This is a genomic window from Prescottella sp. GW823-FHT02E09, from assembly GCF_058797375.1.
In genome coordinates this window covers 281,084-304,538 of record NZ_JBXAJP010000007.1, presented here as the reverse complement: position 1 = coordinate 304,538, position 23,455 = coordinate 281,084, and the positions used below count along the sequence as shown (strand labels likewise).

Annotated in this window: 23 protein-coding genes and 3 tRNA genes; all 26 read right to left on the bottom strand. The window is 63.4% G+C overall.

Annotated features, from left to right (window positions below; genetic code table 11):
* Positions 1-2,223 (bottom strand): DUF7257 domain-containing protein, encoded by a 2,223-nt coding sequence (locus tag AC1RIF_RS19820; protein ID WP_492603069.1) that lies wholly within the window; start codon positions 2,221-2,223, stop codon positions 1-3.
* A 139-nt stretch (positions 2,224-2,362) separates the two neighbouring features.
* The gene (locus AC1RIF_RS19815) at positions 2,363-2,779 is read right to left on the bottom strand and encodes a hypothetical protein (RefSeq protein ID WP_492603068.1); all 417 of its coding nucleotides are present in this window, start codon (positions 2,777-2,779) and stop codon (positions 2,363-2,365) included.
* A 71-nt stretch (positions 2,780-2,850) separates the two neighbouring features.
* Entirely contained in the window at positions 2,851-3,039 is a 189-nt protein-coding gene (locus AC1RIF_RS19810) for a phage holin (protein WP_492603067.1), read from the bottom strand.
* Positions 3,039-3,770 carry a peptidoglycan recognition protein family protein gene (locus tag AC1RIF_RS19805; RefSeq protein WP_492603066.1) on the bottom strand — a complete coding sequence of 244 codons (732 nt, stop codon included), beginning with the start codon at positions 3,768-3,770 and terminating at the stop codon, positions 3,039-3,041. Before AC1RIF_RS19805 ends, AC1RIF_RS19810 begins: the two co-directional genes overlap by 1 nt.
* Before the next feature lie 10 nt (positions 3,771-3,780).
* Positions 3,781-5,295 (bottom strand): Gp37-like protein, encoded by a 1,515-nt coding sequence (locus AC1RIF_RS19800; RefSeq protein ID WP_492603065.1) that lies wholly within the window; start codon positions 5,293-5,295, stop codon positions 3,781-3,783.
* Positions 5,292-6,104 (bottom strand): hypothetical protein, encoded by an 813-nt coding sequence (locus tag AC1RIF_RS19795; protein ID WP_492603064.1) that lies wholly within the window; start codon positions 6,102-6,104, stop codon positions 5,292-5,294. The genes AC1RIF_RS19800 and AC1RIF_RS19795 overlap by 4 nt, the downstream gene beginning before the upstream one ends.
* Before the next feature lies 1 nt (position 6,105).
* Positions 6,106-10,740 (bottom strand): hypothetical protein, encoded by a 4,635-nt coding sequence (locus AC1RIF_RS19790; RefSeq protein ID WP_492603063.1) that lies wholly within the window; start codon positions 10,738-10,740, stop codon positions 6,106-6,108.
* A gap of 376 nt (positions 10,741-11,116) precedes the next feature.
* Positions 11,117-11,647 carry a DUF7426 family protein gene (locus AC1RIF_RS19785; protein WP_492603062.1) on the bottom strand — a complete coding sequence of 177 codons (531 nt, stop codon included), beginning with the start codon at positions 11,645-11,647 and terminating at the stop codon, positions 11,117-11,119.
* A gap of 81 nt (positions 11,648-11,728) precedes the next feature.
* Positions 11,729-12,238: a phage tail tube protein gene (locus tag AC1RIF_RS19780; RefSeq protein ID WP_492603061.1), complete on the bottom strand. Its 510-nt coding sequence runs from the start codon at positions 12,236-12,238 to the stop codon at positions 11,729-11,731.
* Positions 12,239-12,240: 2 nt separating this feature from the next.
* On the bottom strand, positions 12,241-12,450 hold the full coding sequence (locus tag AC1RIF_RS19775; RefSeq protein WP_492603060.1) for a hypothetical protein: 210 nt from the start codon (positions 12,448-12,450) through the stop codon (positions 12,241-12,243).
* 2 nt (positions 12,451-12,452) lie between these two features.
* Complete coding sequence (locus AC1RIF_RS19770; RefSeq protein ID WP_492603059.1) at positions 12,453-12,890, bottom strand: minor capsid protein; 438 nt, start codon at positions 12,888-12,890, stop codon at positions 12,453-12,455.
* The gene (locus AC1RIF_RS19765) at positions 12,887-13,216 is read right to left on the bottom strand and encodes a hypothetical protein (RefSeq protein ID WP_492603058.1); all 330 of its coding nucleotides are present in this window, start codon (positions 13,214-13,216) and stop codon (positions 12,887-12,889) included. The genes AC1RIF_RS19770 and AC1RIF_RS19765 overlap by 4 nt, the downstream gene beginning before the upstream one ends.
* A gap of 2 nt (positions 13,217-13,218) precedes the next feature.
* Positions 13,219-13,545, bottom strand: coding sequence for a hypothetical protein (locus tag AC1RIF_RS19760; RefSeq protein ID WP_492603057.1), 327 nt, complete (start codon positions 13,543-13,545; stop codon positions 13,219-13,221).
* Positions 13,545-13,955, bottom strand: coding sequence for a hypothetical protein (locus AC1RIF_RS19755; protein ID WP_492603056.1), 411 nt, complete (start codon positions 13,953-13,955; stop codon positions 13,545-13,547). Before AC1RIF_RS19755 ends, AC1RIF_RS19760 begins: the two co-directional genes overlap by 1 nt.
* Positions 13,956-14,026: 71 nt before the next feature.
* Entirely contained in the window at positions 14,027-14,887 is an 861-nt protein-coding gene (locus tag AC1RIF_RS19750; RefSeq protein WP_492603055.1) for a major capsid protein, read from the bottom strand.
* A gap of 84 nt (positions 14,888-14,971) precedes the next feature.
* Positions 14,972-15,652 carry a hypothetical protein gene (locus tag AC1RIF_RS19745; RefSeq protein WP_492603054.1) on the bottom strand — a complete coding sequence of 227 codons (681 nt, stop codon included), beginning with the start codon at positions 15,650-15,652 and terminating at the stop codon, positions 14,972-14,974.
* Between the two features lie 129 nt (positions 15,653-15,781).
* Positions 15,782-16,030 (bottom strand): hypothetical protein, encoded by a 249-nt coding sequence (locus AC1RIF_RS19740; RefSeq protein ID WP_492603053.1) that lies wholly within the window; start codon positions 16,028-16,030, stop codon positions 15,782-15,784.
* Complete coding sequence (locus AC1RIF_RS19735) at positions 16,027-17,874, bottom strand: phage minor capsid protein (RefSeq protein ID WP_492603147.1); 1,848 nt, start codon at positions 17,872-17,874, stop codon at positions 16,027-16,029. The genes AC1RIF_RS19740 and AC1RIF_RS19735 overlap by 4 nt, the downstream gene beginning before the upstream one ends.
* A gap of 14 nt (positions 17,875-17,888) precedes the next feature.
* Positions 17,889-19,613, bottom strand: coding sequence for a phage portal protein (locus AC1RIF_RS19730; RefSeq protein WP_492603052.1), 1,725 nt, complete (start codon positions 19,611-19,613; stop codon positions 17,889-17,891).
* Between the two features lie 20 nt (positions 19,614-19,633).
* The gene (locus AC1RIF_RS19725; RefSeq protein ID WP_492603051.1) at positions 19,634-20,917 is read right to left on the bottom strand and encodes a PBSX family phage terminase large subunit; all 1,284 of its coding nucleotides are present in this window, start codon (positions 20,915-20,917) and stop codon (positions 19,634-19,636) included.
* Complete coding sequence (locus tag AC1RIF_RS19720) at positions 20,914-21,420, bottom strand: hypothetical protein (RefSeq protein WP_492603050.1); 507 nt, start codon at positions 21,418-21,420, stop codon at positions 20,914-20,916. Before AC1RIF_RS19720 ends, AC1RIF_RS19725 begins: the two co-directional genes overlap by 4 nt.
* A gap of 276 nt (positions 21,421-21,696) precedes the next feature.
* Positions 21,697-21,769, bottom strand: a tRNA-Ile gene (locus tag AC1RIF_RS19715).
* 155 nt (positions 21,770-21,924) lie between these two features.
* A tRNA-Leu gene (locus tag AC1RIF_RS19710) sits at positions 21,925-21,998 on the bottom strand.
* A gap of 2 nt (positions 21,999-22,000) precedes the next feature.
* A tRNA-Trp gene (locus AC1RIF_RS19705) sits at positions 22,001-22,074 on the bottom strand.
* Positions 22,075-22,196: 122 nt separating this feature from the next.
* Positions 22,197-22,517 (bottom strand): hypothetical protein, encoded by a 321-nt coding sequence (locus tag AC1RIF_RS19700; RefSeq protein ID WP_492603049.1) that lies wholly within the window; start codon positions 22,515-22,517, stop codon positions 22,197-22,199.
* A gap of 353 nt (positions 22,518-22,870) precedes the next feature.
* Positions 22,871-23,413: a hypothetical protein gene (locus AC1RIF_RS19695; RefSeq protein ID WP_492603048.1), complete on the bottom strand. Its 543-nt coding sequence runs from the start codon at positions 23,411-23,413 to the stop codon at positions 22,871-22,873.
* Positions 23,414-23,455: the final 42 nt, after the last annotated feature.

Genomic DNA, 23,455 nt, shown 5'->3' with positions numbered 1-23,455 from the left:
TCATCCTTCCTGTGGGTATAGGTCGGCGCCCGGGAAGAGCTCCGGTCCGGGAAATGCCGGCGGCGACCATTCGTCCAGTTCTTCGTCGGGCTGGAACCACACCGTGAAATGTGTCTTCTCCCCTGCTGAGTCGCCGAGGACGGTGCGGGCACCCGGATTCGGGTTGGGGAAACGCGCGGCCATCTCGACCACCGACCCCGGCCCGACACGACTGTCGAGGGAATGCTCCGTCAACCCGGACACACTCGCCCGCGCCACAGACTGAAACGAGACCTCGGGCGTCGCACCAACAGTGCCCGTGTACGCCGCCACCATCTCGCTACCCGCGGTATGCACGACCGCCTCGATACCGGTGATGACACCTGGTGCGGGGATCTCGATTTGCCCGTACTGGTTCACCACGGTGCGAGTTCCCGGTGCGCGCTTCAACGCGGTCAGCGCCACATACTCGGAGCTCGTGGCGACAGGGGTGTCGCTCGCGAGGATCGCCGACAGCCGGATTGGTTGCGGCAAGGGAATATCCGCAGCCTTCCACGACTGGATCGCGGTCGAGTTCGACCACAACCCCCGGAACATTCCCAACCCAACGAAGCGGTACTCCTTGCCCCGCTGCGTGAGCTTCGACGTGCCCGAGTCCTGCCATGTGCGGATCACGTTGCCGTTCAGCAGGACCGTGTACGTCCAACCCCGCGCACGAAGCTCGAGAACATCACCTGCCTTCAGGGACACCGTCACCGATGTGTTCGGGATCGCCGCCCACGTGTTGACACCAGTAAGTCGGGACAACTGGATACCAGTCTTGATGAACTCGATCCCGACACCCCGTGTGAATCCAGCGTTCGCGCGACAGACCAGGTACGACATCCGCGCCGAGGCCGGAGACCCGATCTCCGCCGACACGGCTTGATCGTCGTAGTTCAGCGGGTACGCCCACAGAGCAGTCCGCTCGCCGTCCTGGCCGCCCGTAACCACAGCAGCCCCGCCCGAGACCCCGATGTTGCCGCCGGCCGCCGTGCGGACAGTCCAGTTCCGGCCCAACGAATCCGAGTTCGGGCGGTCGAAGGTATCGCTGTAGTTGACGAAGTCGGCGGGGCCGTCGTCGATCCGCTGCCCGAGACACATCCACATCACCGAGTCGAACTCGAACGACGTCTGCTGCACAGACACGGTCTGCGGAATCACCGAGGTCTCACGGGTGGCATTGATCTTCGATGGGAAGATCGCCCATGCGGACGGCACGGCAATCGGATCCATCGCCACCGACGCCAGCCGCCGAACATTCCCCGAACCGGTCTGCAGAATCCCAACCGCCAGATAGTCGCCGCCCTGCACCGAGATGTCCTTGATGGTGTCGACCTCAGTGAGATCCAGGCGGACCTCCGACTTAGTCTGGCCGATCAGCCCGGAGATGTTGCCGGACGTCCACTCGATCTCGAGACCGGCATCGGTCACCCGGTACACGGCGACGTACAGCGCGCACGGGTTCGTGACCGCGTCGACGATGAACCCCACCCGGTTGTAGACGCGCCTCCGTGGCGCGCGAATGAACCCCAGGTGCAGCACATCTTTCGTCGTGTTGTGGAACGGCGCGTCGGACTTTTCGAGCCCGTGGAAGTGGGTGCCTAGTGCTGCGTTCGGGCCGTCCATCGTCCGATCACGCACCCACTTCGGTGCGCTGTCGAGCAGGATCCGCGGGAACGTGACATCCTCCAGCGGGTTGAGCGACTGCCACATCGGGAGGTTGTTCGGAACATCCACGTACTTGGCGCGGGACTTGACCTCTTCCTCAACCACACCCAGATCCCCGGTCAGCGAACGGATCTGCGTTGTCGCGTTGGTGACATTGTTCTCAGTCTGGGCCACAGACTCGTTCGTCGACTTCCGCCAACCCACCAGGCCGTTGAACCAGTCCGCCACCCGAGCGACGATGCTGTTGATCGGAACCACGAGCAGCCCATGGAAGATCTCGCCGATCTGGTTCAGCACCGTCTCGATCCCGACCACGACATTGCGGGCGCCCTGCAGGATCGGCGGCAACTCGATATCGCCATCACCCGTCAACACCTTCTTGATCACCGCGAAAATGTCGCCGATCACCGGCAGCCCAAGCACCCAAGACTCGATGTCCTGCAGGGTTCCGTTCACGATCCCCGTCAACGAACGCACCAGACTGCGGATCAGCTCATCAACCTTCTCGACAACCCACTCAATCGACGGAATCACGCCCGGAATCTGATCCAGGAGACCGCTATCCGTCCCCAAAATCTGGCGGTACTTCTCCTTCGGATCCGACGAGAGTTCCTTACCCTCAAACTTTTTGAGCGCCTTCGCATAATCAGCAGGCGTAGCCATAGACGTCCTTCTAGGTGACTCGCCGCGGGTCAACCTCGTCAGCCAAAGGCTCGGGGACACCAGGCGGCGTGAGATGAGGGACATGGGTTGCTACCCATGTGAGTAGTTCGCGGATGAAGCCGACAGCCGCACGAAGTGCGCGTTCCTTCGCGTCCAACAGCCCCTCGAGAGTCGCGACCTTTCCCGTCAGCGTCTCGATCGAATCCCGCATCGGCTGGAGCAGCAGGTCAAAGTCCTTACGCTGCTGATCAAGCCGAGCATCGAAGTCCTTCCGCAGGTCTTCCGTGTACTGCTGACGATCGGCCAGCTTGTTCGAGTCGACAGCGTTCCTGCGGTTCGCGCGAGCCCCGTACAAGACACCGGCGACCGCGATCACAGCAGACAACAGGGTCACAGCATGGCCCCACGTGAACGAGTCCGAAACCATGCGGACCCCCTTCCAAACACGGGAAGCCGGCCACCATCGATAGGCGGCCGGCGTCCCTCAGACGCGTGGCGCTACTCGGGCTTCGTCGGAGTGTTCACGGCAGCCAGACCCGCCACAGGCACGCCCAACACCGCGCCGACCAGCAGCGTCAGATTCGCGACATCGCCCGAACCGATCAGCCCATAGCCGAGCAGTACCGCCAGCACAGCCAGCGCGATCCGATAGAAGTAGGCGCGCTGAGCCTCAGAAGGTGTCCACATCAGATGTCCGCCTTCACAACGTGCTTCGCGAACGAGTCGACCAGCGACAGATTCTCGCCCTTCTTGTTCTTCCCCAGCTGCGCCCAGCCCTGCGCGCCAGGTCCCCGCAGCTGGTCCCACACCTCGCGGAGCATCCTGCGGTCCTCATCGGTAAATGCCATGTCGTCCTCCTTGGACGGGTTGGTGCCATTGATCAGTTCGAGCGCGTGGCGGATGACAACGTCATAGGGGAAGCCCGGCCCGGGATCCCAGTGGTCCGAGCCACCGAACACCTGCGAGCACTCGTTGTGCCCGGCGATGCCCTTCGAACCCGCCTTGAGCTGAGTGGCGTTCAGGCGAGCGAGTGGGATGCCGTAGTCCTGCGACCACTTTGCGATGACCTCGCCCGCCTTGCGAAGTGCCTTGTCGTAGTCGCGGAGCCATACCTCGCGGGACGTGGCGGCCTGGCCCACGACAGAGATGTGCAGGCCACGGCCATTAGCCTGGACAGAACCCGCGGCCCACGGGATGTAGTTGTCGTCGTTCGAGCGGACCGAGGTGCCGAATCGGTCGACGAGCACGTTGTACGAGCCACCAGCGCTGGGGCTCTGCTGATACCGGGCTACGTTCTGCGCCGTCGTGTCGCGACTGTTCTCGGTGGTGTGAACGATGATCCATGCCAGGGACCCAGTGTTACGTGGTCCGCTGTCGTTGCTGGTGTAGATGTCGACGTCAGCCTTGTATTGCGCCACTGTCGCACTCCTAGCGTGTTGATGTTGCGACGACGCGACTGATCGCGCCGAACTCCTTGAACCGGTCCACGAACTTGAGGAACGGATCCTTCACCGGCTCGTCATCGCCGATGGTCACCTCTGCCATGCAGAAGCCGCCCCGCTGATCCTCGATCTCAACCGACGACACATAGTCGGTGATCCGGGTGCCGCGGTCGTCGAACGTCATGATGTCGCCGATGTCGTAGCGGCGGCCAGAACCATCGTCGGCGCCGAACTCGAAACCCTTACCGGTGGAACCACCATCGCGGACCTTGATCTTCACCGAGTCGCGCCCGGCATGATCCTTCAGCCCCTGCAGGCCTGCAGTCAGTGAGTCGATCGTGAACGCTGTCTGCGCATTCACATACGCCTCACCGAAGCCGTGTCGGCCGAGCTGCGCCGCCAACACCGGGTCCGTGTACTTGTTGAACGCGCCGAAGATGTCGTCCAACATGCCGCCCACCGACGGCGCTAGGAACGGAACACCGAACACGGTCAGCGCCAACGCGATCAGGCCGTCGGTGACGATCCGCACCATCTCGTTGATCCACTGGGGTGACTGCCCGCCCGTCACGACCTGGTGCGCGGTCGGATGGGTGATCGTCCGCGTGTAGGAGACAATCTGCCCCGACTGGGTGGTCCACTGCATCCACCTGCGGTCCCGCTTCTTCCGCGAGTCCACGATGTAACACGGATCGTGCGCCTTGCCGTACGTCTCAGGCTTGACGAGGTTGAGGATGTTGTTCGGGTTCGTGAAGAACATGAAGTTGTCGCCGGACAGATCGAAAATGTTCTGCAGGCGGCCCAGCGAATCGGTGTTGAAGATCGGTCCCGGATCCGGGTCTCCCGGCAACCACAGGTTGCACATGATCTCCGAATCAGAGTTCTTGAGACTCGTCTCGAACAGCTCATCCAGCGGCGTCATCCGCGTACTCATGGCGCAGAGGTCGATCTCCGCGAGGAACGCGAGGAAGTCGTCGAGACTCTTGATGCGGTCCGGGATCGGCGGCAAAGTAATCTGGTTCCCGAACTGCGGAACCTTCACGTACACCGGCTTGTTCAGCCGGGCCGAGTTCTTCGCGATGAAGTACTTCGTCACGAAATCGACAGGGCCGATCATGGTGTCCCGCTTGGGGAACTGCACATACTCTGGCAGCAGTGGCGCTGGCCATCCCAGGATCGACTGAAGCCACCGCATGTTCGAAATGCATGTGGCGGTCACGATTTCGCGGCCTGGCTCGCCCTCCACCGTGCACGACATCACACGGCCGTCCCACACCTTGCCGTTGTAGAAAGTGCGGATCGGAACCACATCGACCTTGCACTGCATGAGTCGCTGCGCCAACGGATGGGAGATCTTCACCTGAATCGTGGCGGCGGTAGCAACGTTCCGTTTCCACTGGAACTTCGACCGGATGTACGGGCCGAGAGGCCTAAACTGCGAATAGTCGCCTGAGTAGACGTTGATATCGAAAGCGGGAGGACTCTTCGTGTTTGATATCAACCGGTCCCCCTTCTGAAGAGTTGCGGGAGTGTGATCGTGGCCTTTGTGCCGGGGCCAGTCGCTAAGCCGGACAACGTCAGTGGCGTCCTCGAGAACCTGGGTGCGGGGTTCGAGAACCGCTGCAGCCCGACAAGGGGCCACTTGTCCACGCCATTGAGATCGCGGATGTAGGGGCTGTCGGGGTTGGTCTCGATCAACCAGCCGGAACCTGGCCCGACAGCCGGTAGGCGAACGATCTCACCGATACCGACATCGAACTGCCCGGGGCCTTCGAGCCTGAAGAACGGCCACGAATCCACATCGCCGCCGTTGAACAGTTCAATCGTTGGCCACTGGGCCACCTGGAACTCACGTTCCCAGGGCAGCCCCCGCCACCACGACAGGTCCGACGACAGCTTCACGCGGTCGCGCATCCACCCGATATCGTCCAGAAGGTCCAATTCGGGATCCGGCGACGGCTCCTCGTATCGCACCTCTTGCCGATAGATTTCATCGTCCGATACCCAGACACGGAACTCCCCAACCTCATCCCCATAGCCGAGAGACCGCCGCCAATCACGAAACACCTGCTGCGCCGGCGGGCCCGGCTCCATCGGGCCGAGAGTGACCTCCAGGCCAATAACATTCGGTTCGTCATCTCGGCCAACCCAGTCGGCGCCGGGCTGGCGGGCGTTCGCAACCCTCTGATGTTTGAACGGCGCACCACCCAATCCGGTTGGCGTCTTCGCCAACCGGATTGGGCAGGTGGGATCGTTGAACTTCCAGAGGGCTCCGTCTACGCCAAGGAACTCGTAACGGATTCCACTCAAGTTAGGCTCCTACTGCCTTGAACGCGTCCGCGATCGAATTTCCGGGGCTGCCACCGAAGTGCGGTTTCAGCAGTTCCTGCGGGTCGTTGATCTGTACGGTCCCGTTGGACACCAAGCCGACATGGACGGTGATCGGCTGCCCGGTCTGCTGCTGCAAGCCGAGGGCGGAGAGAATCTGCTGCTGCAGATCACCCACGGCACCACCGGATGCGGGTGCGGAGGCGCCGGCATACTTCGAGGCAAGGGCGGCATTGTCATCCCGGAGGCGTTGCGCTTGCCGGTTCGCGTCCTCCAACGCCAACTCAGCAGCCCGCTTGTCCGCGGGTGTCGAGTCCTTGTTGTTGTTCGCCTTGTCGAACGCCGCCTGCGCCTTCTCGACTGCGAAGTCGGCCTTCTCCTGCGCCGACACGCCATCCTCGATGGATTCACGGAGCTTCGTGCGATCCTCTTCGGCCATCGGAGCGGCGCCGAACAGCTGCTCCTTCGCCCAGTCCTTGAACTCTGGCTTGTCTGCAGCCTTCGGGGTGTCGCCCGCCTTGGCCTTCTGCTCCGCGAGGCGCGCGTTCTTGCGCTCTACTTCACGCAGGTCCGCTTCCGCTTCGCGGATCCGGATCTCAGCAGACCGGATCGCATCAGCGTCCGGTTTGTCTGCGGTCTTCGCCTTGTGGAGGGAGTCGCGGGCCTGATCTACATCAGTGCGCGCCCGTTCCAGGGAAGCCTGCCCATCCTCGATGTCCCTGCCCAGTTGCTGTAGTTCGTCGGCGGAGAGGGCGTTCGGGTTCGCGGCCTCGATGCCGGCAGCCTCCGCGAGTCGTAGCCGCAGCCACTCCTCGATGGCCTGTGCATCCATGCCAGGGATCGATGTGGATCCGGTGTCGAGCCCACCGCCGCCGAGTAGCGCGGCGAGCATGTGCGCGCCACCAGCCGCCCCGACGCCGAGACGGGACAGTGCTTCACCAGCACCACCTAGACCTGCGCTGCGCTTCTTCGGTGACAGCGGGATCCCCGTGTCGCGCCCGGCGGCCCAGTCCTTGACATTCGCCTGCTCCGGCATCGATCCGACGTTCCCGCCGAATCCGCCGTCCGCGAACACAGCCCCGTTGTATCGGAGCAGTGCGTCGACCAGCGGGCTGTCCTCTTCGATCCCGAAGCGGGACAGACCGCCGTCATAGTCACCATTCGCGACCATATTGCGAACGGACAGAACAGCATCGACAAGAGGATGGTCCTCCTCGATACCGAACCTTCGAAGCTTGCCGTTGTAGTCACCGCCCAGCAGTGCCCGCCAACCAGTCGGGTCAGTGCGGTTCGTCAGAGACTTCGGGTCACCTTTGAATACCTCTGATGTCTCACGCGAAACAACTTCCATGCCGAACCGTCGCGCGGTCTCAGCAAGGATGTTCAATGCGCGTGGACGCTTCGATTCAGCGCCAGGAATATAGGCTTCCCAGCCTGTCTCGCCTTCCGCGTACCGAACCAGGCCCCGTCCAGAGCCGCGCTGGATGTGCGCTTGCGAGGCCATCGGCTTGATCCCGCGCATGCCGCCGTCGGCGTACTCGGTGATGCTGCCGTTCGCGTTGCTGTTTGCCCCAGCGATGGCGCCCGACACAGCCGCACCCGCGATGTTGATGTTGCCTTGGGTGGTGATCGTGACTGTGTGGGTGCCGTGGGTCTGCTTCCCACTAAGGTTGTTGTTGATGTTCTGGGCGATCGCGGCCGAGTTGTCGCTGATGACAATGGTGCCGTCATCGAGGGTCGTCGTCGCGACGTTCAGCTTTGCCAGCGCGACAATCGTTTCGACTGAGTTGTCGGTGATGACGATGCGCTTCTCGTTGTCAACCCGGGTGAGAACACCAGCCTCGGCCAGCTTGTCGACTGCAGCCTGGGCCCCGGGCGTATCGATCGTGATCGCCTTAGCCGGAGGAATCCCGTCGATTACTCCGCGGGCACCGTTCAGTGCCGCGAGGGCGGCTCCGGCATCGGCGGTGAGGGTGAAGCCCTTCCCGTCCGGAAGTTCCTCTATCAACCAGCCAGCAGCCTCGAGAGCGGTCTTTGCGTCTTCGGTGAGCGCATTAACGGTCACCGTCGATGTGGTGCCGTCGAAAGCAGTAACTTTCCCTTGAATCGCGTCGATCAGCTGCTGGGTTGCGGCACCGTTCTTGATCCCCAGTTCTGTTGCGGCGTCCTTCGGGATCAACCCCATCGATGCGGCGAGCTGAATGGCCTGTTCGCGGGACCCGAGCATCGCGGCAGCGTTGTTCACGAACTGGTCATACGTGCCCTGCATGGCCCGCTCGACAGCCTCAGCAGAACCGGTTGCGGTGAAGATCGCGGATGCGAGCTGGTCATAGGCTTCAGCGGCGGACCGTGCCGCCGCGTCCGCCTTCGCGCCCTTCTCCGTTCTGGTGTCAATCTGACCGAACGGATCCAACCCAACGTCACCGAGAGTGCCCTTGAGTCCGTCCATGCCACGCATGGCGTCATTCACAGCCGCTTCGGCATCATGGATGGTGAGCTTGTCATTCCGCAGCCCTGCAAGGGCTTTCGCGAGGATATCGACCTGCTCGGACGCGGACGCCGACGCCTTCTCGAACTCCTCCATCGCCGACGTCATCGCACCCACGTAGGCGGTGCCATTCGACGAGATGACTACATCGCCACCGGATTCCGCCTCACGCTTCAGCTTCTCCTGGCCGAGCCTAATCGCCTCCTGCGCAGCGTCATACTGCTTACCAATCTCCTTGGCTTCGGTGTCGTAGTCGGTTTCCCACCGCCCCGACTTCTCATTCCAGTACTGCCGCTCCTGATGCGCACCAGAGAACGCGCCGGTGAACTCCTGCCAGAGCTTCGCAGCCCCACTGAGTTCTTCCCGCTGCTTGACATGCAGCGCCTGTATCTCTTCGCGGGTCTTCGCCGCGGCGTCGCCCATCCCCGCCAGACCTCGCGCAGCCTGACTCCCGCTGATGCCAGCGTCCGCCAGCGCGACAGCCAAAGTCTTGGACCCGTCGGCGAGCTTGATCGTCTCCAGAGCAGTCGCAGCGGCCTTCTGCCCAGCCTCGGAGTACTCCCCGCCAGTGTTGTTCAGAATGGTCGCGACGGATGATGTGGCACTCGCGAGTTCGTCCTGCCGGGCTCTCGCTTCCTGCGACTTCTGAGCGTGCCGCGCCAACAGCAGAATGCCTGTCGTGATACCCAGCATCCACGGGCCACCAAGCGCGTTGACCGCAGACTTAGCGCCGCGACCGACAGCAGCCATCGCTCCACCAGCGCTGGACGCGGTGCGGCTGAAACCAGCGGCACCAAGGCCCGCGTTCACAAACGCGCCACGGAGGCGATCCATCGCCATCATGCCCTGCAGACGTGCTGTCTGAGACATGCTGGTCACGGAGGCCGCGACACGGGCCACCGCAGGAGCGAGCGCCAACGACGCCAGCTTTCCTGCCACTAGCGCGGCGATCGCGGCCTGCACCGGACCCGGCAGACTTCCGAACGCCGAGCCCAGAAGACGAAGCCCTTCAGCGAGCCCACCGACCTTGGCGGCCACTCCGCTGAACACCTGCATGCCAGGACCCGAAAGGGCCTGCACGATCGTATTCGCGATCGGAATCAGCTTCCCGCCGATCGCCGCCGAGTTGTCCTCGTATCGAGACTTCAGCTCCTTCAGCGACGCGCCATACTTGCCGTTCGACCGCTCAATATCGCCGTCGACATGAGCAAGCTGCTGCTTCATGCCGATATAGGTCGCCATGATCTTCTCTTGAGAAGTCAACTGGCGGTTCGACTCGGTGATGCCTGCTTTGAATGCGACATTGCGGAGAGTGGCGTCGTCGAGAAGTACGCCGTAGGGGCGCATCGTCTCCGCGGATCCAGCGAACGCCGAGGACATGGCCTCGACCGCGGTCGCGGTGTCCATGCCGTAGAACGATGCGAGGTTGCCGGACAGCCTGGTCAGGTCCTTCGACCATGTCGCCAGTTCTGGGCCGGACTTGCCGACCGCCTTGCCGAACGTCGCGAACTGAATCGCCGCGCCCTGCGCCTCACGCTGCGACATCCGCAACGTCGAGTTGGCTTCCTTGCCCCAATCCATGATGGCGCCCTGAGAATCGCCGAACAGGACCGACATCTGGTTCGTCTGCGCACCGAGCGCTCGCGCATTCGTGATGGCGTCCGTGAAGAACTTGACCGAGCCGGCGGCTCCGATAGTGATACCCATCAGCTCGGCAGCGCCCTTCGCCTTGCCGAGCGCGGTGGAGAGCCCGTTCGTGCCTTGCGTGGCAGCCTGGTTCTCACGGTTCAGGTTGGAGAGTGCATCATTCGCCCGCAGTGTGGTCTGCGCAACCTGGGCTCGCGCCTGGGCGACGCGCGCCTCTGCTGCGGCGACCTGATCCGCGGTGCGGCTCGATTGCCCCATGAGCTTCTCAAGGGCCGCTTCTGCGGCCTGGACTCGCTGCGCTGCCGCCTGATGGGCTGCGTGCGCCGACTGCATCGTTGCGGATGCGCGCTGAACCGCGCTCGCCGCGCCGCTGGCGGACGTTCCGACGCCCTGCATCCCGGTTCGGGCACGATCTAGGGACGCCTGGAAGTCTTCGTCACGGATCGTGAGTGTCGCGTACAGAGTTCCAACGTCGAGAGCCATTGGGCCTCCGTCTATTCAGGCGTGTGTGTTGCTGGGATTGCGAGCGCGATGCGCAGTCGGGAATCAGGTTGGGCGATTAGATCGACGATGCGGGTGTGAAGCCACCGCCAGGAGCGTTCGCGGAGGATCCCGGACTCGACGTCGATACCCTTGTCTTGCAGGTCATTCTCAAGGCACGCCCAAGCGCCGAGAATGTCGCGCCACGAGAGGCTGATCCGTTGCCCTGCAGGCTCTTCCGTCACGGTCCGCGCCTTCACGCCGGTGAGACGGGCTGCTTCTTCCGCAGGGTTGTACCACTGGCGAAGTCCCGTCGCGGCGTCAACGGGTCCGCCGCCCGTGTCACCCTTGCCGTAGTAGCCAGGCAGGCTCGTTGCGTCTACCGGTTCCGCTGCTTCTTGGCCCGCTTCCGCCGGTTCGGTTTGCTCGATCGCTCCCCCGTCGCCGTCGCGGGCTTCGGGGGAAGTGAGTTTCCCGGGGTGTCAGACAGCCCCGTCTCCCAGTAGATTTCACCGAGATAGGAGCCCTGCCCGTAGTAGATGAGGGCTGAGGTGCCGGCGTGCATAAGGGAGGTCCAGTCGACACCGTCGTTGACCATTTCGGACCAGACTCCGCCGACCCACTTGCCGTGGTCCTGCTCTTCGGTGACCGGCCGTCCCTGGTCATCAGTGATCGGTTGCCCTGTGGCGGGGTCGTAGGCGTGCACCTCGGCAAGGTTCGGTTCCCATGTCGCGCCGAGCAGCTTCGCGACCTCCGCAACCTGATCGTCGTCGGTGAACCGGGCATTGGGCGTCGCGAACAGCATCCGCAGGCGGAGGCCTTCCTCCGCGTTCGGGGACTTGATGGTGTACGTCTTCCCCCCGATCGGGAGGTGGAGGTTCGGGTCGAACAGCTCTCGTAGGTCGCGCACGGCGCTGGGCTCCTATAGGCAGGTGGGATCACCCGGCCACAACTCGTGTGGCCGGGTGTCTATGGCGAGATTCCCGAGCTGTTACGGGCCGGGAGGCGTAGTAGGCTTCGCAATCGTCTTCGGGCGACCACGACCAGTGAGGGTGCAGGTGAAGGTCTGGAGGCCTTCCTTGTCCTCGGCGCCGTCCTTCCACTCGACGACGACGTAGCCTTCCTTCGCGTCGGGGAGGCTGTCGGTGCGCCAGTAGCGGATGTGCGCGATGTTGGCGTAGCCGATCTCGTCGCCCTTGGCCCGCAGGAACTCCTGGCCGGGATCGGGGGTGAGTACCGAGCCCGCGAGGGTGCCCTTGCGCTTGCCTTCGACCTCAATGTTGAAGCCGATCGCGGTGATCAGCTGGGACTTTGCGCCCTTGGCGCCGATGTCGCCGTCGTCCTGCTTCGTCGGATCCTGCGTCGGGCCGAACTTCGACAGGCCGTTGACGAACACCCACTCCGGGGTGTCGACGTCTCCGGTGTTTACCTGGAATGCCCAGTCGCGGGCAAGTGTGGTGCCGAGCATCGCCGAATCCGGCGGCATCAGTGGAGTGCTCATGGTCAGTCTCCTGTGGAGGTTTCAGTGGGGGGTGCGGGCCTTTTGCACTTGGTGGGGGCTTCGCAAAGTGTGAAGCCGCGGCCCTTGAGGTTGGCGATCTCGCCGGGGTTGAGGCCGTCAGCGGATCCGACACCGTTGTCGAGTTCGATGGTGTGGACGCCGACGCACACATGCGGATCGCGGAAGTGGTCGGGTGCCTTGATGTTCGGCATGGCTACTCGCTTGGGTTCAGGTGGAGTTTGTACGAGTCGGGGCGGCTGTAGCGGTCGTTGCCGTCTGGTTCGGCGGTCATGGTGACTTCGCGGAAGATCCGGGCAACGTTGAGGCCGCCGGGCATGACAACGTGGCTCTTGTTGTCGAGGACCGTGAAGATCGCGTCCGCGAGGTCATCCGTGGTTCGCGGATCCCGCCCTGCTGTCCGACAGCGAATCTGGATCCACACGTCCGGGTTGGCCCGGTCGGGATCCCGGTCTCTGCTGTCGTTGTAGACGTTCAGCAGAACAGCGGCATCCGGTTTCGCGGGCATCTCCCCCACGAACACCGCCGGCATACTCGATGGCGGGTAGTCGCCATCCGGGTCATAGAGCACCAAACCTGTCGCGGCGAGATGCCGGGCTAAGCCGTCGATGATGCGACGACGAGTCAGGCTCACAGCGCACCCCTCACTGCTGTCGCAATGATCTGCGCGAACTCACCCGCGAAATCGTTCTTCGCGTTCTCAAGGTACTTCGCCTCACCACCGCCGGGATGCGCCCAGCCGACTTCTTCATGCTGGCGTGCCGCATACGGAGTGTTGAACGACACTGCTGCGGAGTCGCCGTCGGTGCTGGCTTTCCCGGATGCGCGGAGTGGGCCGTCACGGAACGGAGCCCGGGCTCGAGCGTTCGCTAGTAGGGCCTCGCCGCCCATCATGAGGCCTTCGCGGGCCGCGGCCTTCTGTCTCGCGACGATCGCGGCGCCGTTCCATTGCAGGGCCATCGCTACTCCAGGTTGACTTGCAGGTGATCGGCCGCCAGACCGCCGTCACCGACGACAGTGGCGATGACCTTTGCTTCACGTCCGCCAAACTTGGCGGGGAGGTATACGAGCGATCCCGGTGGAATATGGGCGGTCCCGTTCGGGAACGCGACGGTTGTCGATGACACAACCTCGACGCCGTCCGTGTTGCGGACCATGCGGGTCGTGTCATCGATCGCCGATATCAGTGGCACCGCAGGATGAAAGGTAGGCCCGTAAGCCCCACTCCCCTTCACCCGCTTCACGAACACTTCATGCCGCCACCACCGGGCGAACGGATCCCGGGCCATCACGCCACCACAGGCAGCGACGACGCGAGACCCTCATTGCGCAGGATGTCGACCGCGGTCGGACACAACTCCGTCAGCGCCCTTGCCCGCGCTTCCGCCTGGCCCGCCGTGTCGAACTCGATGGTTCCGCCCGCAATCGACGACTTCGACTCACGCAACTCCTGGCCAGCGGCGCCGGCAGTCGGGTCGAGGTCTGCGGCATCCCACTCAGCTACCTGTCTGCAGGTGGCATCGCGGAATGCGTCGATAACGAACGGATCCGCCGGCAAGCCCGCGGGGGTGGTTTCGTACACGTCAGCGCGGGTCGCTTTCCGAACCAGAATCGACGCTTCACGCAACAGTCCGACCGCGTTGCTGGGGATCGGGTTGCACCATTCGCCGAGTTGATTCTCGGTCGCGTAGATGTGCACGCTTCTCCTTCATGTGGTGCGACAGCGGCCCCACCGATGCCGTCAGGTGGGGCCGCTATCGAACAAGGGGGTTACGAACCGCCGCCGGCAGGCGCCGGGTCATCGGCGTCGGCCTTGAGGCCCTGGAGAAGGACGGCGCGGTTCGGGTCCAGGGTCTTGACGCCGTACAGCACATCGAGCGAGACGGTGTCGGTCTTGTACTTCTGGTCGTAGCCGATCACGACGCGGATGCCGAAGCCCTTGTAGTTCTCGATCGCCGCATTTGCGGAGCCCATCGGCAGCTCGAGCGGTCGGGTAACGAGAGCGACAGCGGTGCGGTGGAATGCGACACCAACCTCGGAGCCGGTACCGGTCGGCTCGGTGATGTTCTGCGTCCAGTACGGATCGAAGCCGAACAGTCGGCGTCCGAGGTGCGCCTCACGGAGCGCCTCGGTGTCGCCGGAGCTGTTGTGGTTCTTGAGGATGTCCGAGTCGAGCCACTCGCCCTGCGTTACGGGGCCGATGATCGCGTGGCGGTCGAGCAGCGGAACATTCTTCTTGTTCAGTAGTGTGTTCGCGTCGATCAGCGACTCGGGATGGTTCCACTTGCGCCCGACCTTGGCGCCCGAGATCTTCTGGGTGATGTCCGAGCGGAACGCGAGAATGTCGCGGTCGATCTTCTGCGCGATCGACTCCATCGCGGGGTCCAGAAGGCGCTGGCGGAAGTTGTCGATGCTCAGCGTCAGATCCTTGGAGGTGATCTGGAAGCTGGTGTCGGCGTGATGGTTCAGCTTGACCGGCACACCGGTTTCGGTGGCGTTCTGGATCTCGATTCCGGTGGCCGGATCAAACTCCTTGGCCTCGAAAACGGCTGGCTTGCGGACCGTGACCGTATCGCCGATCTTGGCGACGAACTCACTGGAGTAGTCGCGGTGGACAAGCTGGGCCGCCACCGTGGTCTCATACAGCGTTGCGAGTGCGGCCTGAGCGATTACGCTCGGATTTAGAAAGGTGTTCGCCATAGTGGTTCTCCGTGGCTAGAAGTTGTGGCCGCGGGATTCGCGGCGGTCCTTGCGGAATCCGTCGACACCCGCCGGGGGTGCGGCTACGGTTCCGCCGTGTTCAATCCCTGATGCCTGAACGACCGCCTGGGCCTTGAGCTTCGGGTTTCGCGCTATGGCTTCCTTGACTGCCACATCCACCTGGGTCGTGTAGTCGTCTGCCGTGGGGTCGATGTCGGCGAGGGCCTTCTGCAGGGTTGCCGAATCGGTGAGGGCGGTGAAGTCTCCGCCGTTGGTCTTTGCTGCGTCGCTGAGTGCGTCGCGTGCCTGGAAGTCGCGGATCCGCTGGTCGCGCGCCGCAAGCTCAGCCCGATCGCGTTCACGATCGGCGGTGAGCTGCGCAATCACATCTTCAGGCTTCGGTACTTCGTCGTCCTTGACCAGGCCGAGCGCCTTGCCGAGTTCCTTCGTGAGCGTGTCGCGCGCGTCCTTCGCGGCCTGCTCCGCTGCCTGCTGGGCCTTCTCGTTGCCCTTCACGCGGGCTGCGGCGGCCTCGGCACGGAGTCGTTCGACGTAGGCCTGGTCGTAGACCTTCGACTCGTCGCTGGACACCGGTGTGGGCGCAGGGGCTGTGACCGTGCTCGGTGCCGGCTCCACGGGCGTGGGCGCCGGCTCAGTGGTCTCGATCATCTGCGGGGTGTTCTCTGCCTCGGGCATGGGTTCGTGTCCTCCTGGGACAGTCGAAGTAGTGCCCGACCAGCGGGCATAAGAATACCCCCGCACCATGTGGCAGCGGGGGTCGAGAGGTTGGTGTAGAGACCTACGGGTTCATCAACGGAGGCGAATCTATGGTTGCTGCAGTAGCTCAGGCAGTGAGTGACCGCCTCGAGTGGCGACGGTTTCCCAGTAGTCGCGGTTGCTGGCGGTGAGTCGCTCCGCGCCGCCGGGGACTGCGCTCAGCTCGGCGTCGTACTCGGGGTCAATACGGCGACGTAACGCGACCTCGTCAGGATCGGTGACTACTACGGCTCCGATGATCGTCCCGTGCGACGTCAGGTACCGGCCACGCCCCAGTGCCAGCGTTGGCAGGATCATGGGAACACCCCCAGTCGTCTCATCGACCACTTGAACACGTCAACCGCCCGGCTGTCGCCGGAGATCTCTAGCAGTCTAACGTCGTCGCCTTCCGCCATAGCTGCGATCCCTTCCGCGATCCATTCCTGCCGGCCGCTGAAGGCTGTGCCGCGGCTGCCGTTGACGAAGTAGTCGTTCACGGCCCGGCTCGTCCGGACCATCTCTCCATGAGACCAGGTCAGGTACGGGTCTTCGACAAGCTCCCGAACCGTCATGACGAACTCGCTCTGCATCATCTTTCGTTCGGCAGCGGTGAGGTCACTTGCGCCTTGTTCTTGCCACGAGACCCGTGCTGGTGCTCGTTTGAGGAGGTTCGTGTCGATCGCGTGCCCAGCCTCATGGGCGTACACGTTTACGGATCCGTGTGGCGAATCTGCGGCCATCATGATTCGGTTCGCTACGGGGTCGAAGAATGACGTGCCGTCGAGTGTCCGCCCGTCGCCTGTCTTCAGACCTTCATAGTCGGCCCCGACGCGTGTCTTGGTGGTCGACTTGCCGACGTGCAACTCGACGCCCGCATCGCGCAGCATCGCCCGCATGCCCTCAGGAACCACCCCGAAGTCGCGAACGGCACGCTTTTGCGCCGACCTGCCGACACCTGGACCAAACTCAGGCTTCACGACATCCACGGACGGCTCAGAGCTCTTCGGCTTTCGGCTGAAGTTGAATCCGAGCGGCGACGGTGACGTCAGCTGGCTGGGATCACCAACTCGAATCTGCTCACGATCGCTGCGGCGACGAACATCGGTCCGCACGGCATGTTCCTTGGCCTTGGTCTGCCATTCGCTGACCTTCGCGTTCGCTGTCCGCTTCGCTTCCGTGGTGGTTGCTACCGCTTTGCGGCGCTTCCACTCCCGCACGCCGCGTTCGAGGCGGCGTTGGTTCTGCTCGTCCTTGTAGCCCTGGGGGTCATACGGTTTCGGTTTCGGGACGCTTGCGCCCGGCACATACAGGGTGTGGGTGTGGCGGCAGTTTGGGTGGTGGAGGCCGCGAGCTTCGGCGTCTGCCATCGATGCGGTGACGGTGACCGTTATGGGTTGTCCGGTCACTGCGTTGGTGACCAGGACGTCCCCGACAGTTTGGCCCGACAGGGAAAGCACTTTGCCTTCGAACGGCTGGCACATCGGTGCCGGATTCGGATGCGACGACACGAGAACTAGGTCGTGGCCGGTGGCTGCGAGGCGGTCACTGTGTCCACGTAGGAGGGACCGGGCGTTCGCTGTTCGGACTGCCATCTCAACGTAAGAAGATGCCTGCCATTTTCGGCCGGCCTTATCGACGAAGGCAGTGATGCCCCCGGATGCGAGTCTGTCGAGTGCCTGCTGTGTAGCCGTCTGTAGCGTCGTCGAGCCTGTCGCGACTCGGCCCGTCACTTCCGCCACGGCCGACCGGTAGGCATCCAATGTGCCGCGGAGGATGTAGCTTTGCGCTGACTTCGAAGCCGAAACAGTCTCATAGGCGAGGGCCGTCACCGCGTTGGTGTCGATCACTCCGGTCGACGCGAACGTGACTGGTGTCCTTCTCACGCGTTCCACGTCGAGTGAGGCTGCGTCGGCGCCCATCGCGTAGGCGGTGCGGATCGCAGCCTCAATCTCCGGTTTCGCCGCCTGATCGAGTCGGGCGACCACGCCACGCGCTTCAGCGAGGAGTGCTTGCACTTCCTGCAGGTGGGTTGTCGCCCACTGCGGTGCAGCCCCGCCATTGGCGAGTCGTTTCGCGATCGTCGCCAGCAGCTCAAGTTCGGCGTCGGCGTAAAGGTCGGCGATAGCTTCAGCGAGCCCAGCCACCTGCCTCGGGTCGAGCATCACTCACCGCCCTACTATGCCGTCTCGGAACGAAGAGTCACTGGCTTGTCGCCGGTGAACTGGAGGTCACCCAGGCCGACAAGGTCGGCGGCGGCGTCCGGCTTTACACCGGTTCGGACTGCAGTGCCCAGGGTCTCGACCTTGATCTTCATCGCCGCGTCGGAGGCGGAGTCATCGACAATCGGTTGATCTCCACCGATCATGGCCGGGTCGACCAGGTCGATGCGGTCTTCATTGAGGATCCGCTCGGCTTCGTTCTCCACGGACTCGTCGTCCCAATCGGGGTTCACCAATGCGACCACCGTCTTGACCGATGCCGCCTTCGCTTCCCGGAGCGCCTTGGCGGTCAGTGCGCGGTTGTATGCAGACTCGCGGACCGCCGGCCACTGGATTTCGAGATCCTCATCGACGGTTACACCCGATCCGAAAATGTGGGCGTCGACTTCGAGGAGGGTCCGGGCAAGTCGGGTGAGGCAGTTGCCCCACAGTCGATGCTTGCCCGTCCGGGTCGTGTTCGATGCCGTGGTCTTCGCGGTGATCTCAGTTGCAGTCGCCGCCGAATTGCCCTCTGACAGACCGAACGTCAACGGTGAGTATCCGACACGACGCAGAATCTCCCGCGTGATGGCGTCAACTATCCGCAGGTGCTCGTCCACACGAATCGCGAACTGCTTGACCTCGAACAGGTGGCTGGATGCGCCGTCCTTGCCGGGGACATTCCCCAGCTCCGCGTACAACTCGCGGTCGTTGTCGAACGATGCGCCGTCGCCGGCCTTGCCGATCTTGAGCATGTTGGCGGACACGAATGCTCGTGCTCGACCTAGGCGGAGGTCCCGCATCAGGGAGGAGAACGCTTCGTCGAGCTGATCGAACAGCGGGATGAGGTCGTCGGAGATGTCGGCCCGGCCTAGATGCTTCAGTTCGGGGATGGTCCGCCAGATCGGGTTGGGTAGCTGGTTCGGGATGTAGCCGGCCGCGATGTTCTCGGATCCGGTGTCGATGTAGCCTTCGCCGCCGACTTTGATGCCCTCGGTTGCGGGGTGGTCGGCGAGTGCCATCTGTTGGCCGAGGTTGTCGTCGGTTCCCTTGTAGACGGCGTGCCAGATCTTGCCTGGCTCGTACCGTTCGAGGTGCCGCCAAACTGCCTTGTCCCTCGACGGCAGCTCAGACCAGAATGTGACGGCCGCCAGCCTGCCCCAACGGAACTCGGGGATCGCATGGTCGGGGTCAACGAAGTCGATCCACGCGTTCTTCGTGAGGGTTTCATCCCACACGATGCGCGGCCACACCCCGCCCAGTGCTGCGCACGTTTCGGCCGCGACGAGCAGGGTGGCGTGCATGTTCGGTGTGTTCAGGATCAGGTCGACCCGATCCTGTGCCTTCGACTTGGTTGCTTGCACTTCGGTGTCGGGTTCGTCGACGGCGTTCTCGTCGGGGATGAGGAACTTGGGTCCATCAGCGAACAGGAGGTTCGCGGAGGTGGCGACGATGTCAGCGGCGATCGGGAGGTGCACTCGCCCCGTGACCTGCTGTTCGGTCTGCCGCTTCCCCCAGAACACCTTGACGCCGAACAGTCCGGTGTCGAAGCCTGCGGACTTTCGGTGCTGCGAGCCGTGCGCGTAGTAGGAGGCGAGGCCGTCGGCGGTCCCTTCCCACCACACCTGCTTCTCGGCGATGTCGGCGATGAGGTCGTCGAACGGCTTCGGGGGCCACACGGTGTTGGAGTCGGGCAGGGTCACTCTCGGCTCCTACGTGGGTTCTACGCGGCTGCGGCAGCGTCTGGGATGGGGTCGTTGATGTACTGCTGCCAGGTGAAGCGGGAGGACTGGATGCTGTAGCGGAGGGCGTCGCAGAAGTCGTCGTTCAGCTTGACTGGCTTGTCTTCGCCTGCGTCTGCGGCGGTTTGGTCCCACACGTAGCCGGGGATTTCGGCGATGAGGTTGGTGCAGTGGTCCGAGATGCGTAGGCGGTCGTTCGCGAGGAGCGATGACACGGTGCGGATTCCGGGGACGACTTTGTTGCTGGCGTTGTAGACGGTGTATCCGCGGGAGCCGAGTTCGAGCTTCATGGATAGGGCTGCGGGGTCTACGAAGACGCCGTCGAGGACGGACCCGAAATGTTCCTGCTGTTTCGGGAGGAAGATGTCGAGGCTGTCGGCAAGGTTGCTGTCGGTGGTGTTGCCGGGTGCCCATTCGGCTACGGCGTACAGACGGTTGTCGTAGCCGAGCCCTATGACGATTCCAGCCGTGGGGTGGTTGGCGCCGACGTCGATTCCGATCGCGACGAGTTCCCGGATCTGCGGAAGCTGATCGTGCGGGACGACGTGCTGGTTGTCGTCGAACATGTCGTAGATCGCGCCGTCAGCCGATACCCATTCGCCGAGGATGAAGCGTCGGTACCAGAGGCCGACGTACTCGCGGCGCATGGCCGCCTTGTAGTCCTCTTCGAGTGACGGGTTGTCGTCGATGGTGAAGTGGAAGCGCTTCCAGCCGGGGAGGGCATCTTCACCGTTCTCGTCGACGGTGCCGATCCGGTCGAGGTATTCCTTCTTCAGCCAGTGCGCGGGGTTGTCCGGGTTGGTGGTGCCGAACATTTGGGCGCCGGGCACGGACATGCGGCCGAGTAGCTGTTTGAAGAAGTCGATGTGCAGCACGGTTACCTCGTCGAGGAACGCGAGCTGGATGGTCATGCCGCGGATCTTGTTTTCCGCTTTGGCGTCATTGGCGCCGATGACGTGGACCATGCGCCCGAAGATTCGGGCGGTGGGTGATCCTTGGCGGTAGTGGACGTGTTTCGCGAAGACCGCGAACGCCTCGATGGTTTCGATGGGTTCGAAGACGTTGCGGTAGATGCTGTCCCGATTTTTGCCGACGATGACGATGGCGCCGTGCTTGCCTGCCTTCGCGACCTTGAAGAGGAGCAGCAACAGCCAGGAGAACGTTTTGCCGGCGCGGATGGAGCCTTCGAAGATGTTGACGCGTCCGGTTGCTTGCGCGTAGGACGTGATCTGTTTGCGGCTCATCCCCGGTGCGGGGGCGGTCACTCCGGCTGCTCGTTGAGGAGTCGGGTTGCTGCTCCGAGGATTGCGGCGTTCAGTTCGTCGAGGGCTTCGCGTGCCTCGCCACTGTTGTCGGGGGCGGGGGCGTTGTCGAGGCCGAGGAACTTGGCGCGGCGGTCCTGGATCTTCAGGGACCGGTCGACTGCCCGGAACATGCGGTCCAATGCTGCGTCGGTCCGTTTGATGGTCTTCTCGAGCGCCCGGTCGAAGTCCCGGTCCTTCAGATCTTCGTCGATATCGGCAACTCGAACTGCTTCGCCTTCAAACTCGCGGACCACGTCCACGGCCTTGATGACTTCGAGGAGCGGCTTCATCATGAGGTCGAGGCGGTCCAGCTCGAACTGCAGTGTTTCGGATGCTGGTTCGGCGGTGACTTCCTTCAGTGCCTCGGAGACGTCTTTGTAGGCCTGGGTGCGGGAGATGCCGAGGGCCTCGCCGATTTGTTCGTAGGTGTGGCTTTCGCGGCGCATGTTGAGTGCGAGTGCCATGCGTTCGCGGCGGTCGATGCTGACTTTGCTGGTCTTCCCGCGGCCGGGTCGTGGTGCCATAGGTGTCCCCTCGGGGGTGTTCGGCGCTCCTGGCGTCCGTGAACCCCGTTGCGGGGTGATGCTGGTTCCCTCCCCGGCTTCGTCCGCCGGAGGTCGCGTCTGTGTGCGGGAGCGGGGAGGGAAGTTGATCACCCACACCCCCGCGTGATGCCGGAGTGTGGGCAAGTAGAAAACCGGTCGCCCCTCCCTGGTGCGGGAGCGAACGACCGGCCGTTGTGCCGTCAGCAGGGGTTGAACCTGCGGCCTCGTCCTTATCAGGGACGCGCTCTAACCACTGAGCTACAACGGCGTTGGGGTGGAGTAGGCGCGTAGCGTCGCCTCGTTCTTAAGCATCCAGCTAGATTCAGTCCTCAGCTTTGATGTCATCGCCGCGTCACCGACCTTGCTGTTTGGTTGCACGTTTAGGGAACCTGCCCTGGTACCAACCGGATGCCTCCACCCTTGTGCCCGCCCCCGGATTCGAACCGGGAACCTTCGCCACCTGAAGGCGACGCCTCTGCCAGTTGGGCTAGGCGGGCATTGGCAGATGCGACAGGACTCGAACCTGTAACCTGCGGTTTTGGAGACCGCTGCTTCCAGTTGAGCTACGCACCCTTGCCGAAATAGAAGGTAGCGGAGCGTGAATAGGCTTCGCCACCGATTATTTCGTGCTGGGTTCCGGGGCCGACCGACATAACGGGAGAGGCGGCAGCACCTCGGGCATCCCCCAGCAACTCTCAGACTCGCGGAGGCCATGCCCAAGTTCGTGGCGACTGGGGTGTGCCATCTTCCGCCAGCGGGCGGTGTGGGACGGCGTATTCACGGTAGTCGCCGCCGAGTCCCCACACGAGCAGGTCCACCGTGTAGTCGTCCGGAAGCTCTGGGACCAGGTCGGCTGGTCGCCCCTTGCTGGACAGGGTTCCATCCGGCGACGGTCCCCAACGTTCGATCACGTCGAGGTTCGTCGTGTCACGGGTACGGAGGACGATGGCCGGCGAGGTGATGCCGTCGCCGTTCTTCGACGCGTACTGGACGATTCTTCCGACAGACGGCTTCAACAGGGCTCCTAGCAGTTGCAGGCGGTGAATGGTGGGCATTCTTCGTCAACATCCCCGTTCCAGGGGCAGTCAACGGCTGTGCGGTTCTCGTATTCGTCGAGCCACTTTTTCGTGACCCGCTTCTCTGCCGCTCGACTTCCTCGATTGCAGCATCCGCGCGAGCAGGACCAGCGCATCATCGCCACTGCCCACTCCCTGAAACGTTGAGTGCCCCCGTCTCTACCCAGGTGGCCGACCTGACTGGGGAGACGGGGGCGGTGGGTGCCGACACGATTGGTCGAGCGAATCCGACTGCGCTACCGGGGCTTCCCCGCGAAAAGCGCGATACCTCTATCCTATCGCGGGACCGGACATTACGCCGCGACCTGCGCGTTTGTGACTGCTTGAATGCGTTCCCGTGCAGCAACTTCCATCGCGGCCATCACGTCGCGGAGGATGGTGCGGTGGTATTCGATGCCGGATTCGGTGCGTCGTCCGAGTGTTGGGTGCGCGGCTCGCCAACGCCGCAACGTGCGGGCATCCTTGTTCGCGAACTTGATGGCCTCTTGCTCGGTCAGCCACTGTCGTTCCGCCCCGGTCGGCCATAGCCGGCGGTTCACGTTGCGGATGGGTCGCCACCGTTCGAGCACGTTCTCCAAATCCCAGTCCGGGATGTCAGGGAACTTGGCCGCCAGGTATTGGATGCGTTGGCCGACGGTACCCCGCTTCAAACCGTAGATCCGCGACCACATGATCACCTGACCCTCTTCAGCGGTGATCGCGTCGATCGGATCCAGAGCGACGGGCGGCTGCGACGACGGCTTCGCATGCGTGCTGCCGTCCTCCGGGCCCCGCTTATGCGTCGGCGCGATGTGCTGCCGGATCTCCAACAGCTGCAGAGGCGTCTCCCGCAGCAACTCCCACGCCTCAGCACGCACACCCGAGGCATTCGGGAACGC